At 48.1% G+C, this 14,550-nt stretch carries 13 protein-coding genes and 1 pseudogene; 5 read left to right on the top strand and 9 right to left on the bottom strand.

Features of this window, described 5'->3' with window-relative positions:
- Window positions 1–109: 109 nt before the first annotated feature.
- Together QSJ47_RS03935 and QSJ47_RS03930 are read left to right on the top strand one after the other, a co-directional pair.
- Window positions 110–1,654, top strand: a complete 1,545-nt coding sequence (locus QSJ47_RS03935; RefSeq protein WP_285602500.1) for a flagellin B — start codon at window positions 110–112, stop codon at window positions 1,652–1,654.
- On the top strand, window positions 1,654–3,573 hold the full coding sequence (locus QSJ47_RS03930) for a motility associated factor glycosyltransferase family protein (protein WP_285602499.1): 1,920 nt from the start codon (window positions 1,654–1,656) through the stop codon (window positions 3,571–3,573). The genes QSJ47_RS03935 and QSJ47_RS03930 overlap by 1 nt, the downstream gene beginning before the upstream one ends.
- Here the strand turns inward: QSJ47_RS03930 and rseP are convergent.
- Genes rseP through QSJ47_RS03885 form a run of 9 tightly spaced genes read right to left on the bottom strand, consistent with a single transcriptional unit; the run spans window position 3,536 to window position 12,229 of the window.
- On the bottom strand, window positions 3,536–4,561 hold the full coding sequence (gene rseP, locus QSJ47_RS03925) for an RIP metalloprotease RseP (protein ID WP_285602498.1): 1,026 nt from the start codon (window positions 4,559–4,561) through the stop codon (window positions 3,536–3,538). The two genes, QSJ47_RS03930 and rseP, sit on opposite strands and share 38 nt — an antisense overlap.
- Window positions 4,548–5,117, bottom strand: a complete 570-nt coding sequence (pgsA, locus tag QSJ47_RS03920) for a CDP-diacylglycerol--glycerol-3-phosphate 3-phosphatidyltransferase (protein ID WP_285602497.1) — start codon at window positions 5,115–5,117, stop codon at window positions 4,548–4,550. Before pgsA ends, rseP begins: the two co-directional genes overlap by 14 nt.
- A complete protein-coding gene (locus QSJ47_RS03915; RefSeq protein WP_285602496.1) occupies window positions 5,114–5,725 on the bottom strand; it encodes a phosphatidylglycerophosphate synthase in 612 nt (203 codons plus the stop codon). The genes pgsA and QSJ47_RS03915 overlap by 4 nt, the downstream gene beginning before the upstream one ends.
- Window positions 5,726–5,731: 6 nt before the next feature.
- Entirely contained in the window at window positions 5,732–6,502 is a 771-nt protein-coding gene (locus QSJ47_RS03910) for an enoyl-ACP reductase (RefSeq protein ID WP_053829737.1), read from the bottom strand.
- Between the two features lie 2 nt (window positions 6,503–6,504).
- On the bottom strand, window positions 6,505–7,383 hold the full coding sequence (dapA, locus tag QSJ47_RS03905; protein WP_285602495.1) for a 4-hydroxy-tetrahydrodipicolinate synthase: 879 nt from the start codon (window positions 7,381–7,383) through the stop codon (window positions 6,505–6,507).
- A 1-nt stretch (window position 7,384) separates the two neighbouring features.
- A complete protein-coding gene (locus QSJ47_RS03900; protein WP_285602494.1) occupies window positions 7,385–8,677 on the bottom strand; it encodes a M16 family metallopeptidase in 1,293 nt (430 codons plus the stop codon).
- Window positions 8,678–8,724: 47 nt separating this feature from the next.
- Window positions 8,725–9,750, bottom strand: a complete 1,026-nt coding sequence (gene pyrD / locus QSJ47_RS03895) for a dihydroorotate dehydrogenase (quinone) (protein WP_285602493.1) — start codon at window positions 9,748–9,750, stop codon at window positions 8,725–8,727.
- Entirely contained in the window at window positions 9,740–11,749 is a 2,010-nt protein-coding gene (gene ppk1, locus QSJ47_RS03890; RefSeq protein ID WP_285602492.1) for a polyphosphate kinase 1, read from the bottom strand. Before ppk1 ends, pyrD begins: the two co-directional genes overlap by 11 nt.
- Before the next feature lie 42 nt (window positions 11,750–11,791).
- The gene (locus QSJ47_RS03885) at window positions 11,792–12,229 is read right to left on the bottom strand and encodes an RDD family protein (RefSeq protein ID WP_285602491.1); all 438 of its coding nucleotides are present in this window, start codon (window positions 12,227–12,229) and stop codon (window positions 11,792–11,794) included.
- A gap of 373 nt (window positions 12,230–12,602) precedes the next feature.
- Here QSJ47_RS03885 and QSJ47_RS03880 point away from each other — a divergent pair.
- From QSJ47_RS03880 to QSJ47_RS03870, 3 genes and pseudogenes are all read left to right on the top strand, one after another.
- Window positions 12,603–13,098: pseudogene (locus tag QSJ47_RS03880) on the top strand (PLP-dependent transferase); the annotation flags it as partial.
- A gap of 463 nt (window positions 13,099–13,561) precedes the next feature.
- Complete coding sequence (gene thiS, locus QSJ47_RS03875) at window positions 13,562–13,762, top strand: sulfur carrier protein ThiS (protein WP_221272226.1); 201 nt, start codon at window positions 13,562–13,564, stop codon at window positions 13,760–13,762.
- Between the two features lie 24 nt (window positions 13,763–13,786).
- The gene (locus QSJ47_RS03870; protein ID WP_221272225.1) at window positions 13,787–14,506 is read left to right on the top strand and encodes a UDP-2,3-diacylglucosamine diphosphatase; all 720 of its coding nucleotides are present in this window, start codon (window positions 13,787–13,789) and stop codon (window positions 14,504–14,506) included.
- Window positions 14,507–14,550 lie beyond the last annotated feature (44 nt).

Raw genomic sequence — 14,550 nt, 5'->3', positions numbered from 1 at the left:
AATCGCATTATAGAACATTTTTAAGGGGTTTATTGCTTAAAACCCAAGCCTCAAAAATGGAACAGCCCTTGCTTAGTTGTGGACATAACAATTAGCAAAGGATGCAAAGATGAGTTTTCGGATCAACACTAATGTCGCGGCTTTAAACGCGCACACCATCGGGGTGCGCAACAATAGAGATTTAGCGAGTTCTTTAGAAAAATTGAGCTCAGGGCTACGCATCAACAAAGCAGCGGACGACGCTTCAGGGATGGCGATCGCCGATAGTTTGCGCAGCCAAAGCGCGAGCTTAGGTCAAGCTATCCGGAATGCAAACGATGCGATCGGGATCGTCCAAACCGCCGACAAGGCGATGGATGAGCAAATTAAAATCCTAGACACGGTCAAAACCAAGGCGGTGCAAGCTGCCCAAGATGGGCAAACCACCGAAACCAGAAAGGCGTTGCAAAGCGATATTTTGCGCCTCTTGGAAGAGCTAGATAACATCGCTGATACGACTAGCTTTAATGGTCAAGAGCTCTTAGCCGGCAGTTTCTCTAACAAAGAGTTTCAAATTGGAGCCTACTCCAACACCACGATCAAAGCCTCCATTGGACCCACAGGCTCAGATAAAATTGGGCATGTGCGCCTTGAAACCTCAGCCATCGATCGGGCGGGCATGGAGGTGAGCGCAGGGGCGCATAACCTGCAAGAGGTGACCCTAAACTTTAAACAAGCCAACGCCGTGAACGACTTTAAATTAGAGTCGGTTAAAATCTCCACAAGTGCGGGCACAGGGCTAGGAGCTTTGGTTGAGGTGATCAATAAAAACTCCAATACCTTAGGTGTGCGTGCATCGGCTGTTGTCATAGGGACGGGGGGGCAACCCGTGCAATCGGGCACGATTAAAGGGCTTGTCATCAATGGCGTGTTGATTGGCAGTGTTTTAGATGTGAAGAAGAATGACAGAGATGGGCGGCTCACCAACGCCATTAACTCAGTTAAAGAGCGCACGGGCGTGGAGGCTTATACCGACATCACAGGACGCATTAATTTAAAATCCCTCGATGGGCGCGCCATCGCCGTGCATGCTGTGAGTGCTTCTGGGCATGTGCTCGGGGGTGGGGATTTTGTGGGCGTTTCGGGCAATGCGCATGCCATCGTAGGGCGCTTGACCTTGATTAGACATGACGCTAGAGATATTGTAGTGAGTGGGGTGAATTTTAGCCATATTGGACTACACTCAGCGCAGGGTGTAGCGGAGTATACGGTGAATTTGCGCGCTATTCGGGGGGTCTTTGACGCCAATGTGGCGAGTGCCAGCGGGGGCAATGCCAATGCCGCCCAAGCTAAGTTAAATTTTAAGGGCATTGGAGCGGGGGTTACAAGCTTAAGGGGAGCGATGGTGGTGATGGACATGGCAGAGAGCGCACGCACACAATTAGATAAAATCCGCTCGGATTTAGGTTCGGTGCAAATGGAGTTGGTAACGACCATCAACAACATTTCTGTAACCCAAGTCAATGTGAAAGCCGCCGAATCGCAAATCCGCGATGTGGACTTTGCCGAAGAAAGCGCGACCTTCTCCAAATACAACATCTTGGCGCAATCGGGCAGTTTTGCCATGGCACAAGCCAATGCGGTGCAACAAAATGTCCTACGGCTCTTGCAATAGTGGGCACGCCATCGCTGTATGAGCGCAACTTAGAGGTTCTTAAGCTAAAAGACCCCCTTTTAGCCCAGCGCCTTTTAAGAGTACAGGGCAATAGCAAGTATGAAGTCTTCATGCAACAAGACGACTTCAACATCATCGACACCGACACCAACACCCCCATTTTTGAACACAAACCAATAGAGCAAAACCTACAAAAATTTAAAGATTTTGCCCCCTACGCTTACACCCCTTATTTATATTTTTACGGCGCGGGCAATGGTGTGTTTTTCCGCTTGCTTTTAGCCTACGAACAGGTTAAACGCATTGTCATCATCGAGCCCGAGATTGAAATTTTATTCATCATCTTTAATCTTTTAGACTTTAGTCAAGAGATCAAAAGCGATCGCTTGATTTTTCTCTTGCAAAGCGCGTGTTCTTACCAAATGCTCGCCTCTTTATTCAACATGGACAAAAAGGCATGCTTATATGCGAAAGTCTTTGAGTTGCACATCACCTACCCCTACTACGAGCGTTATTTAAAGGATATCAAACGCATTAATTTAGATTTCATTAAAGCCCTAGAGAACGCCGCCATCGGGGTGGGTAATGACGCAAGGGACGCAATCATTGGCATTAAACACCATGTGGCTAATTTGCCCTTCGTGCTAGAAAGCCCTACTTTGCTAAACCTGCTAAGTGCCCTAAAAGCAAGAAACGCCACACACAACACAGCGATCATTGTCTCCACCGGACCTAGCCTCAATAAACAACTCCCCCTCTTAAAAGAAATTGCGCCCTATGCCACGCTCTTTTGCATAGACGCGTCTTTTCCCATTTTAGCCAAAGAGGGCATCAAACCCGATTTGGTGTTTTCTTTAGAGCGCGTGGAGGCGACCGCCAAGTTTTACACGGATACCCCCAAAGAAGCCCAAGAGGGCGTGATCTTTGCCCTCACTTCCATCGTACACCCTAAATTGCACCAAGCCATCACAAAGGGTATTAAGCAATTTAGCCTGCGCCCCTTTGGCTACACCAGTTTATTTGGTCTGCACGAGTATGGCTATTTGGGTATTGGCATGAGCGCGGCAAACATGGCTTACGAGCTGGTGGTGCATGCGCGCTTTGCCCGCTGCATTTTCATCGGGCAGGATTTGAGCTTTGGCAAGGACGGGCACAGCCATGCAGAGGGGGCGTTGTATGGGGTAGATGAGATCGCGCCCAAAGAGATAGGCTCTAAGGTTTTTACCCCCGCTTATGGGGGGCGGGGGGTGGTGGAGACCACGAGGATATGGAAACTCTTTTTAGACTTCTTTGAAAAAGACATTTACCACACCCCCTACAAGCTAGAGGTCATCAATGCCACAGAGGGGGGGGCACGCATCCAAGGCACGCTTGAATTGCCCTTTAAAGAGGCAATCGCTAGGGTGCAGGCTGATTGCAACCGCACACCTAAAACCCCGCTAAAACTCACCCCTCCAAGCCCTGAGATCAGCGCCCAAAAGCTCAAAGAAGCCCACGAAATGTGTTTGGACATTTTAGACTACTCCAAGCGGTGCAAAGAGCGCATTGAAGAATTGTTTTTAGAAGTCGCTCCTTTTTTAGAGCATGTGGAAGATTTGAATAAAAAAGGGGAGTTAGAGAGTTTGGATTTAGATAAGCTAGAGGAGCTGAGCCAAAAAATCAACGACATTAAAGCCTTGTTTGACGAGCCCGAGTTCAATTACTGCTTCAATGACGCGATCCAGTCCTATATTTTTCACCAAGAATTAGACATCGCTAAAATCGTGGTCAAGCCCACGCCCACTAAAGAGGAGTTGCAAGCCAAACAATTAGATTGGATTTACGCCCATAAGTATTGGCTCTTTAGCTTAGCCGGAGGGATTAGTTGCGTGATGGAGGTGATTAAGCAGGCTTTGCAAACATGGCCGCCAAATCATTAAACAATCCAAGCCCCAAGAGAGCCAATAAAAAGGCAAGGCCTAGGGCGTTTAGGGCTTGTATTTGTTTAGCCGAAAGGGTGTGCTTAACCAGCCTTTCTATCCACAGCAACACCAATTGCCCGCCATCAAGTAGGGGAATAGGGAGTAAATTTAAAAGCCCCAAATTGATGGAGATAAACCCCACGCTCAAAAACCACATTTCTAGCCCGCTTTGTTTGGCTAAAAAGTCCACAATCCCCACCACCGAGCTGACATTAGACAAAGGCAAAACACCCTCCACGAGCTTTAAGAGCCCCTGATAGGTGAGGGCGATTAATTGGGCGCATTGTGTGAGGGCGTGCTCTAGGGCTTGTAAGGGGGTGTAGTGGAAATAGAAAGTCTTATTTGTGGGTTTAATGCCCAGAACCTTAATAGTGGTGGGTTGATTAAACGCGTCTTTGGCGGGCATTTCTTTAAGCGTTAAGGGCAGGTTTAAGGTTGTAGCTCCCCTTTGTAGCCACAGCAGCACCGCTAAATGTGGGGCGTTTCTCACCGCTTTTTGCAAGTCCTCAAAGCTTTGAATGGGCGTGTTGTTTAAGCTCAAAATGCGATCGCCCGCTTTTAAGTGGTTGGCAGCGGGCATGTTGGGCAGAACCTGCCCAACTATGGGTTCTAAGCGTTCTTGGGGCATGAGAGCTAGGGCGGTGTAGAGCAAAAAGGCGAGCAAGAAATTAAAGAGCGGACCGCCAAGCAAGATGAGGCTTTTTTGCCAAAGGGGTTTAGAGAGATAGCCGCCTTTGCCCCCTTGCTGCAAGCTCACATACCCGCCTAGTGGGATTAAAGAGAGGGCGTATTCGGTGTTGTTATAGCTCTTTTTAAAAAGCTTTGCCCCAAAACCAAGGCTAAACACCTCTACCCCCACCCCACAAGCCCGCGCCGCCATAAAATGCCCAAACTCGTGAAACAGCACCACAAAGCCCAACGCCAAGAGGGCTTCAAATGTCCCCATTTTGCACCATTTTACAATATTTCAAGGTGTAATCTAGACCTGAATAAAGGGTGGCAAACACCGCCAACGCCATTAAATAATCCCCCAAAGCCACCCCATCTAAATGGAGGTTTAAGAACAGCATAATGATGGCGCACATTTGCAAAAAGGTTTTATACTTGCCCCATTGGCTCACGGCGATGTGCTGCCCGTGGTTAGACACCGACACCCTAAGCCCGGCGATAAAAAACTCCCGCCCTAAGATCACAAACACCACCCACGCATTGATCCGCCCCAAAGCCAAGAGCCCCAAAAACGCCGCAAGGATAAGGATTTTATCGGCGAGTGGGTCAAAGATTTCACCAAAGAGGGTTTTAAACCGATAGTTGCGGGCGATGTAGCCGTCTAAAAAGTCCGTGCAGCCCGCAAAGGCAAACACGCACGCGCTGGTGTAGTTTAGCCCTGTGGGCGAGATTTTAAACCACTGGCTGGCGTGCAAAATTAAAAAGAGTAGGCACACCGAGAGCAGCATGCGTAAAATCGTTAAGGTGTTGGGGATTTGTTTAGCCCATTTCATGGAGTGTTGATGTGCTTGAGCCTAAAGAAACCCACAAAAATCATGCCCCACCCCACGAGCATGCCCACCAAGAACAGAAAACTAAAGAGGATCAAAGCCCCCCGACTGATCCCTACGATGAAGAGCAAGAGCGTGAGACAAAAGCCCAAGAGCAAAATGCCCTGCCTAAAGTAATTATCTTCAGTAACACGGCTGAGTTCATAAAAGAGCTTGTAAGAGTAGTAGGCGTAGAGAAAAAAGGTGATGATTTTAAAGTTAAAAATTTGGGTGATGCTTGCCTTGGGCACAGCGAGCAAGAGAAACAAAGAGAGCAAGGCATCGGCGATGTAGGGGAAGGCGACACAGCGGAAGATCAACAAATTGCGCCCCACTTTGGCGAGCTTATAATAGCCAAGGATCTGGCATACAAACATGCCAAGCCACAAGAGAAAATAAAACCCCACCGCGCTAGGGCTTAGAGTTTTAAAGTCGGGGGTTGTGCCCTTTTGTAAGAGTGTGAGTGCCCCAAAGGCGGTCAGCCCCAAGAGCAAGACTAAAAGGGCATGGGCGGACAAAATGGCTTTTCGTGCCACCTGCAACTCAGCATTTTCGTGCAGATAAATGGTCATTAGACTTCATTTAAAGGTGGTGCCCCCATCCACCACGATGGTTTGCCCAGTGAGCCATGCGCTCTGCTCAGGGTCGCATAAGAAATACACCGCTCCGGCTAAGTCTGTGGGGTTACCCATGCGTTTTAAGGGGGATTGCTCCTCCACTTTGGCTTTAATTTCAGCGTAGTCGGGAAAAGCCTTAAGCGCATCCGTGTCGATGGGTCCGCCGCTCACGGCATTGACACGAATGCCAAATTCGCCCAAATCCACCGCAGCGTATTTCACCATGGTTTCCACGGCGTTTTTGGAGTTGCCATGCCCGGCGTAGTTGGGCATGTAGACTAAATTGCCCGTAGAGCTCAAGGACACGATCGCCCCCCCGCCCACAAGCTTCATGCGTTTAGCCGCCTCTTGGGCTCCCACCACGAAAGCTAAGACGGTGGCAGTGTAGATATTGTTAAGCCCCTTGGGTTTTAAACGCATAAACGGGGCAAAGCCACCCACCACAGAGCGCCCGTAGATGATCGCGTTAGACACGAAACAATCCACCCGCTCAAAGTCGGCATCAATTTGTTTAAACAGCTCAATGTATTGTTCGGGTTCTAAGATGTCTAGGTGGTAGTACTTGGCTTTCACATGGCAATTAGCCTCTAGGTCGGCGGCGATTTTGGCGGCTTCTTCCTCGTTCTTGTTGTAAGTGAAAGCCACATTGACCCCATTTTGGGCGAATCGGTACAAAATGGCTTTGCCAATGCCCCGTGTCGCTCCGCTGATGACTAAAGTCTTGCCCTGCATACTCATTTCAATACCTCATATTTCTCTAAGATCGTTTCTAAAAAGCGCATGTGTTCATGGCTTGGCGGCACCAAAGGCAGGCGATACACTAAATGTTCTAGCAAGCCTGTCAGGTGCATGCACGCCTTGATGGGGATGGGGTTGCTCTCGCAAAAGAGAGCCCCGTTGATTTCATACAGCGCATTGTGGATTTGTTGCCCCGTAGTAAAATCGCCCCTTAAGTCTGCCTGCACTAGGGCAGAGAGTTTATCGGGCAAGAGATTGCCCGTAACCGAGATCACGCCCACGCCCCCACTGGACATGATGATGTGGTTGAGCTTGTCCTCTCCGCTATAAATTTGCATTTGTGGGGCAAGGTGGGCAAAATCCACGAGCCGCCCCGCCTGCCCCGAAGCCTCTTTAATGCCGACAATGTTGGGCACTTCATTAAAAAGTTTCACCGCCGTTTCTACGGCAATTTGTGCGCCTGTGCGGGCAGGGACATCGTATAAAATTAAGGGTATCTCTACGGATTGAGCGATCGCCTTGTAGTGCTCGAACAAGCCTTGTTGGGTGGGGCGGTTGTAATAGGGGCTCACGCACAAGAGGGCATCCGCACCCGCTTTTTGGGCGAACTTGGCGAGCATGATCGACTCGCTCGTGGCGTTGCTGCCCACCCCGGCGAGGACTTTCACGCCCTTGGATTTGCACACCTCTAGGGCGATTTCAATGCAGTGCATATGTTCTTCGTGGCTTAAAGTCGCCGACTCGCCGGTCGTGCCCACAGGCACGCAAGCGTCCATACCAAGGCGGATCTGCCTTTCAATTAAAGAAGCGTAGGCATTTTCATCCACGCTCAAATCGGGTTTAAAGGGGGTGATGAGTGCGCTTAGGGCGTGCATGTTAGGGCTTTAGTGTAACGACGCTGTAGGCTTCATCTCTAAAATACTCGTTTGCCACCCGCACAATGTCTTTGACCTCTAGGGCTTCAAACTCTTCCTCGTAGTGGGCGATGTCCTCGATCTTGCCATGCGTCAAATACTCAGCAAACATCTCCGCCACATCCGAAGAGTCTTCCAGCCCAGCGATGAAGTCCACCCGATTGTTGATTTTGACCTTGTCTAGTTGCTGTTGCGTAACCCCGCCATGCTTGATTTCATCTAAAATCGTTAGGATTTCCTTTTTGATCTGGGCGGCTTCCACATTTTGGTTTGCCCCCGCGATGAATAAAAACACGCTTGCATCTTTGAGCTCCATATTTTGGGCGAAGACTTGGGACACTAGGCGTTTTTGATCCACCAAAGTTTTACGCAACAAACTGCTATCTCCCTCGGCTAAAAGCTTGGCAAGGGCGTTTAGGGCGACTTGGTCCTTGTGGGTGAAGGGGGGGACTTTCCAGCCGATCGCTAGCCACTCTAAGGACAAATCTTTTTTATGGATCACGGTTTCTCTCAGTCCATTTTGGATAGGCTCTTGCATATACACTTCGGGGATGGGGTTGTTGTTCTTGTTGGGGATGCTGGCAAAGTGCTTTTTGGCTTGCTCAAAGACTTTTTTAGGGTCAATGTCGCCCACAACCAATAAAATGGCGTTCTTGGGTTGGTAGTAGGTGTCATGGAACTTTCTAATGTCCCCAATTGTCCAATGCTGTATGTCTTGCATAAAACCAATGGGGGTCCAATGGTAGGGGTGGTAGACAAAGGCGGTGTTGAAAAAGCGGAAGTATAGATAGCCTAGCGGGGAGTTGTCCGTGCGCCAAAGTCTTTCCTCAGCCACCACTTGGCGCTCGGGCAAAAACTCGTCCTCTTTGAGTTGCAAAGAGCCGAGCATTTCGGCGAACAAGTCTAAAGATTTATCTAAATTTGCACTGCTCGCCTTGATAAAATAACGGGTGCTGTCAAAGCTTGTCGAGGCGTTGCTGACCCCTCCAAAGCTTTTCACAATGGTGTCAAACTCGCCGTCTTTGAGGTGCTTGGTGCTTTTAAAGCTCATGTGTTCGAGCATGTGGGCGATTCCGCTCTTGCCCATGCGCTCGTTTCTTGAGCCGACCTTGTAGAGCAAATCCACCTCAATCACCCCACTTTTATTCGCCAAAGGCACGGCGACCACTTGTAACCCATTTTCTAAAGTGGTGCTTTCGTAGTGGGGTAAGTATGTGCGTATACTCAGCTTTTCTGTTGCTTGTGTTGCTTGCATAAAACCACCTAGTACTAAAATTAAAACAAAAAAACGACCCAAATGCTTCACCTTTTTTGTCCGATCCCAACAGCCTCATGGATTGAGCTCAACCCATCTTGTTGGAGCAATTTTACTATATCTTGGTTTATTTGTCTACAAATTGCAGGGCCTTGGTAGATAAAACTCGTGAATATCTGCACGAAACTCGCCCCCATTTTGATCCGCTCATAGGCTTCTTTAGCGTCGCTAATCCCCCCCACCGCCACCAAAATGACCTTGCCAAAAAACGCCTCTGCCACCTCTGCAAACACCGCTTTCGCCTTATCATGCAACACCCGCCCACTAAGCCCCCCGCTTGTGCGTGCCCCGGGCAATAAAGAATAATCTATGGTGGTGTTTGTGGCAATGAGCCCCTTTGCCCCCGCCTTAATCGCCCGCTCACACACCACCAAGAGCGCATCTCTTGGCATGTCGGGGGCGACCTTTAAAAATAGGGGCTTGTGGGTGCGCTCTTTTGCCATAGAAAACAATTCGCTCACAAAGTCCTCATTTTGCAAGTCCCTTAAATTCGGGGTGTTGGGCGAGGAGAGATTAAAGACATAATAATCCCCCACGCCAAGGCTTGCCTCTAACGCCTTTTCATAATCGCTTAGAGCCTCAGCTAGGGGCGTGTCCTTGTTTTTGCCCAAATTCACCCCGATAAGACAGGGCAGGGGGGGTAAATTCTCTAGCCTTTGGACGGCTTTTTTAATCCCTGCATTGTTAAAGCCCATGCTGTTTTGTAGGCTTTGCTTGTCAATGTAGCGGAAAACTCTAGGCTTGGGATTGCCCGGCTGCGCTTTGGGTGTGAGCGTGCCCACCTCTATTGCGCCAAAGCCCAAATGGCTAAGCCCTACGACCATCGTGGCGTTTTTATCAAAGCCCGCAGCTAGCCCGATCGGATTAGGCAGGCTTAAGCCCAAAATCTCTTGGGCTAGGGCGGGGTTTGGCAGCCTAAAGCCGTGGGGCAACTTGCCCCAAATTTTTAAACCACATTCCACGAGGGCGTGCGCCCTCTCAGCTTCTAGGGCAAATAACCACTTAGGTGTCATCAGCCGCGCTCACAATCTTTTCATACAGCAGTTGGGCATTTAGAGGGGGCTTTGTGGAGCTTAGGCGCACATACTCGCCGCTAGCCTGCAGGGCGTAGGTTTGGGCGTTGTCTTTGAGTTGCAAATGCAAGATATGCAACATTTTGCGCTGGATCGCCTTAGAAGTGGCGGGGATTAAGAGCTCCACGCGCTTTTGTAAATTGCGTGGCATCATGTCTGCACTGGAGAAATACAGCTTGTGCGTGTCGTGGGCAAAGTAATAAATGCGGGCGTGCTCTAAATATTTGCCCACAATGGAGAAAACCCGAATGTTTTCACTCACCCCTTTAACCTGTGGGCGCAAACAACAAATCCCCCTAACCAATAAATCAATCTTCACCCCCACCTGCGAGGCTTTGTATAAGCAATCGATGATGTCCTTATCCACAAGCGCGTTCGCCTTAAAAATGATCCGCCCCTTGCGCTTCAAGCCCATTTCATGGGTGATTAAAGAGAGGATTTTGTTTTTAATTTGTTTGGGGGCCATGTAAAGCGTGCTTAAATGCGTCTTAGCACTCACGCCCGTGCCTAGCGAGTGGAAGAGCTTTAGGGTGTCGTGCGCGATTTTAGGGTTGGCACTAAGCAGGCTCAAATCCGTATAGACTTTCGCCGAAAGCGTGTTGTAATTGCCCGTGCTGACATGGACATACTCTTTTAAGGCATCACCCACTTGGCGCACCACCAACGCCACCTTGGCATGCACCTTTAAATTAGACACCCCATAGATCACATGCGCACCGGCATTTTCTAGAGCCCTTGCCCAATGCAGGTTATTTTCCTCATCAAAGCGGGCTTTAAGCTCCACGAGCACGCTCACCTGCTTGTAGGGTGCAGCCTCTGTGAGGGCTTTAACGATGGGCGACTCTTTACCCACTCTGTATAAAGTCATGCGGATAGACACGACATCCTTATCTTCAGCGGCGTTTTGGATAAAATGCACGATGGGATCAAAGCTCTCATAGGGGTGGAACAATAAAATGTCTTGTTGATCGAGCAGCTCAAAGAACGCCCGGCTGTCTAAAAAGTCAATGCCGCTTAAGGGGGGCAGAATCTTAGGCACGAACACGGGGGCTTTTAAATGGGTGTAGCCTTTGAACCCCACCAACTCCCACAAGCGCCCCAAGTCCAGCAAAATGCGACTAGGGTATAAAGTAACGCCGGGCATTTGGGTGCTTAAAATTTGGCGCAAATGCACGCTCCCCCCACCCACCTCCAAGCGCACCGCCTCCCCCCGATCTCTCGTCCTTAGTCCCTCGCTGATGCGATCCACCAAATCATGCCCCTCATCCTCAATGATCTCCATGTCGGCATCGCAGGTGATTCGAAAAACCATGCTTTCTAAAATCGTGTAGCCTTCAAAGAGCAAGGGGGCGCATTTTTGCACGATCTCCTCCACCGCCACGAACACGCCCGTGTCGATCTGGACAAAGCGTTTAAGCAAAGAGGGGATTTTCACCGCTCCATAGACGATCTCTCCGTCCTTGCGCTCCAACTCAAAGACAAGCCCAAAGCTCAAGTTACGCACAAAGGGGAAGGGGCGGTTGAGGTCGAGTAAGGTCGGCACAACGATGGGGTATAGGTGTTTGTGGAAATAGGCTTGCAATTTAGAGTGGTATTTGACCGGTAGGCTTGCCACACTTTTAAGGCTTAGACCATGCTTACTTAAAGACTCTTTTAAACCCAAAAACTGCTTTTGCACGATTTTTTGTTCAGCAGCGGCGTAGGCGTGTATGCGCTCAAGCTGTTCTCTTGGGCTTAAATCATCTAAGCTTGTGGTGGTCATGTTGTTGTCGGCTAGGTGCTTTAGCCCAGCCACGCGGATCATATAAAACTCGTCTAAATTCGTCCCATAAATGGCTAGGAATTTCAAACGCTCCAACAAGGGTAGGCGGGTGTCGCAGGCTTGGTCTAAAACCCGCGTGTTGAAGCGCAGCCACGAAAGTTCTCGGTTAAAATACACTTTTTATCTCCACACCTAAAGGGCGCATTGTAGCCAAAAGAATTAAACCTTCTGCATGGCGGTGTTGCACAACGCATCGTGCAAGAGCCGCATATTGGGGCGCATTAAGGGCAAGAGCAGACCTATGAGCGTGCTCGCCACCGCAAGCCACACAAAAAAGCGCAGCAATACACGCAAAAAGCCCACCTTATTTTGTGTTTTTGTGCAGACTAATTTAAGCCCAACATAGCGCAGCCCCGGGGTCTGTCCGCTCACACACAAGAACACGCTAGAGAGCAGACCAAAGCCTGCCACGCACGCAAACACCGCCATTTGATTTTGCCTAAACGCCTGAGCCGAGCCCAAAATAACATAGGTTGTGAAGTATAAAAGCGGGGTGTAGAGCATAAACATGTCCGTGATGAAGGCTTTGAGCCTCTCTAGTCCATACAAAGTCTTAAAGTTTTGTTTAAGCATTTTTAAAAATTTACGAAACCGCACCAAATCCTATAAAATCCTACCAACCAATACAGAATTTAGACCTATGTTGTCTTCCTGCTTCAGCTACGCTAATTAGGTGATCTATCGCTAAAATATCTAGCAAGTCTACACATCCATTAGTAAAGCCAGCGTTACAATCTTTATTAGCCATCACACCACATATCCTAACACTTGCACACAACCACTTATCTAACTTTAAACCGACTTGAATACTACCATAAAGTGTAGGTTTTTGGCTAGGTTGAGCTTGCTGACTTAGAATCTTACTATCGAGGTGCAGTGTCCACTAGAGAGAAGTCAAGTTTTAACAATCTTCCCTAACATAATAGTTGATCGTTATCTATCCAAAGGTATTTATCAATAGGAGATGGGCATGCGTTTACAAACAAAATTAATCCACGGGGGGATTAGCAAGGATGGGGCGATAGGAGCGGTGGGTGTGCCATCCACCAAATATCCACCTACTGCTAAGATAGGGTGGGTTGCCCCAAAGGTTATGAATATTCCCAAATGGGTAACCCAACCCGCTTTTCCCTAGAAGATCTCATTGCTAAGCTAGAAGGGGGTTAAAGGCTTTATCTTTGCTTCGGGTTTAGCAGGCATTCACGCCGTATTCTCGTTATTCCAATCAGGCAATTATATTTTGCTAGGCGATGATGTTTATGGAGGGGTTTTTCGCCTATTTGATAAAGTGCTGGCTAAAAATGGACTTTTTTGCACAATCTTAGACACCAGCGATTCCACACAGATACCAAAGGCGATAAAATCTAACACTAAACCCTATATTAGAAACGCCTAGCAATCCACTTCTAATCACTGACCTTAAACAATGTGCCACGGTCGCTAAAGCGCATAATCCACTCACCATCGGTGCTTTGGGCAGGTGCAAGTGAGGTGTTTTTAGTGTCGTCTGCTTTATCTAGCAGTAGAGACGATGGACTTTCGGGCAGTGTTAAGAACTTACAAGTAAGGTCATCAGGGTTGCGAAATGGGGGTCTGTCATTGGACCTCAAAAAGATCCATGGTTTTGTATAGAGCAATGATACTCACTATTTCGTGGTCCAAACACCCATTTATATGGAATTGCACACAATAGTATAGCTTCAGCTTTATGACTAGGTTTTTGCCCCTATAACCGGCAATAGACGTTTAGCTCTTTGGTGTTGTATGAACAGTGTTGTGGCTAGATTCCATGAAATTTGCAAATTTCTTTGAACCACTCTTTCTTCCTTAAGTAGCAAGGCAACATGGTAAGCCTTTATTTTTCAAACAATCATATAGGGTTTTTAGGCGTTTCTGTTTATAATGGGGCTTTAATTTGTAAGGAAGAGCATGCAAGTCTTTATTAATGGGCAAGCAAGAGAGTTTGACAAACCCCTAGACATCGATATGGTCATTAGAGAGTTGGGTATTGAAGCGCAGGTGTGTGCAGTGGCTTTAAACGAGGCTGTGGTGAAAAGAGAGAAGTGGAGTTACACCACGCTTAAAGAAAACGACCGCTTAGAGTGTTTGCAGTTCATGGGAGGCGGTTGAAAACTGCCCACACTCTCCCCACCCTTGCCTACAATCTTAGAGGGGGCGCTCTTTATTGCTGATGCCCACCACCAAGAGGGCATGGTTGATTTGCCTAATTTTTTAGAGCAGCTTTTGGCTAAGCCGCCTAGCCAACTCTTTTTAATGGGTGATATTTTCCAAATCTTAGTGGGGAGTGTGGCGTATACGCATCCATTGGACGTTTTAGAGCAAATAGAGAGTTTGAGTCGACAAATACCGGTCTTTTACTTTGAAGGCAACCACGATTTTGGTCTGCAGTCTTTACCACAGCTTAAAAACACCACAATTTACCCTAGAAATGCTCAACCCGTAGCTTTTAGTTGCCAAGATAAGTTTTATCACCTAATGCACGGGGATTTATTTTTAGGTTTTGGTTATGGTCTGTATATCCGCCTACTCTCAAGTAGGCTAGCGTTAAAAATTTTAGGGTTTTTAGCCCACATAAAGCCACTTTACACTGCTATAAGCACTCCCATTTATGCCAAAAAAATTAAAAACTTCTCCCAAAGTGGTTTGGATTTCACACGCTTTGCCAAAACCCGTTTAGTCTGCTGCACCAAAAACAGCACACAACCCTTATGGGGCGTGATCGAAGGGCATTTTCATATCGGTTGCATTTATCAAAAAAGCCAACTGTATGTGGCCCTACCCTCCTTTTACTGCACAAAAGAGGTGGTAAAATTTACTGATTTGGGTTGGAATATCTGCCCTACGCTGCCTTAATCCACGCTAACTAAGAGAAAATAAGCTAAAATCAAAAAGTTCTT

Source organism: Helicobacter sp. NHP22-001, from assembly GCF_030270165.1.
Lineage (GTDB): Bacteria > Campylobacterota > Campylobacteria > Campylobacterales > Helicobacteraceae > Helicobacter > Helicobacter gastrofelis.
The sequence above is the reverse complement of the archived record's forward strand: the minus strand, read 5'-3'. Positions and strand labels throughout refer to the sequence as shown.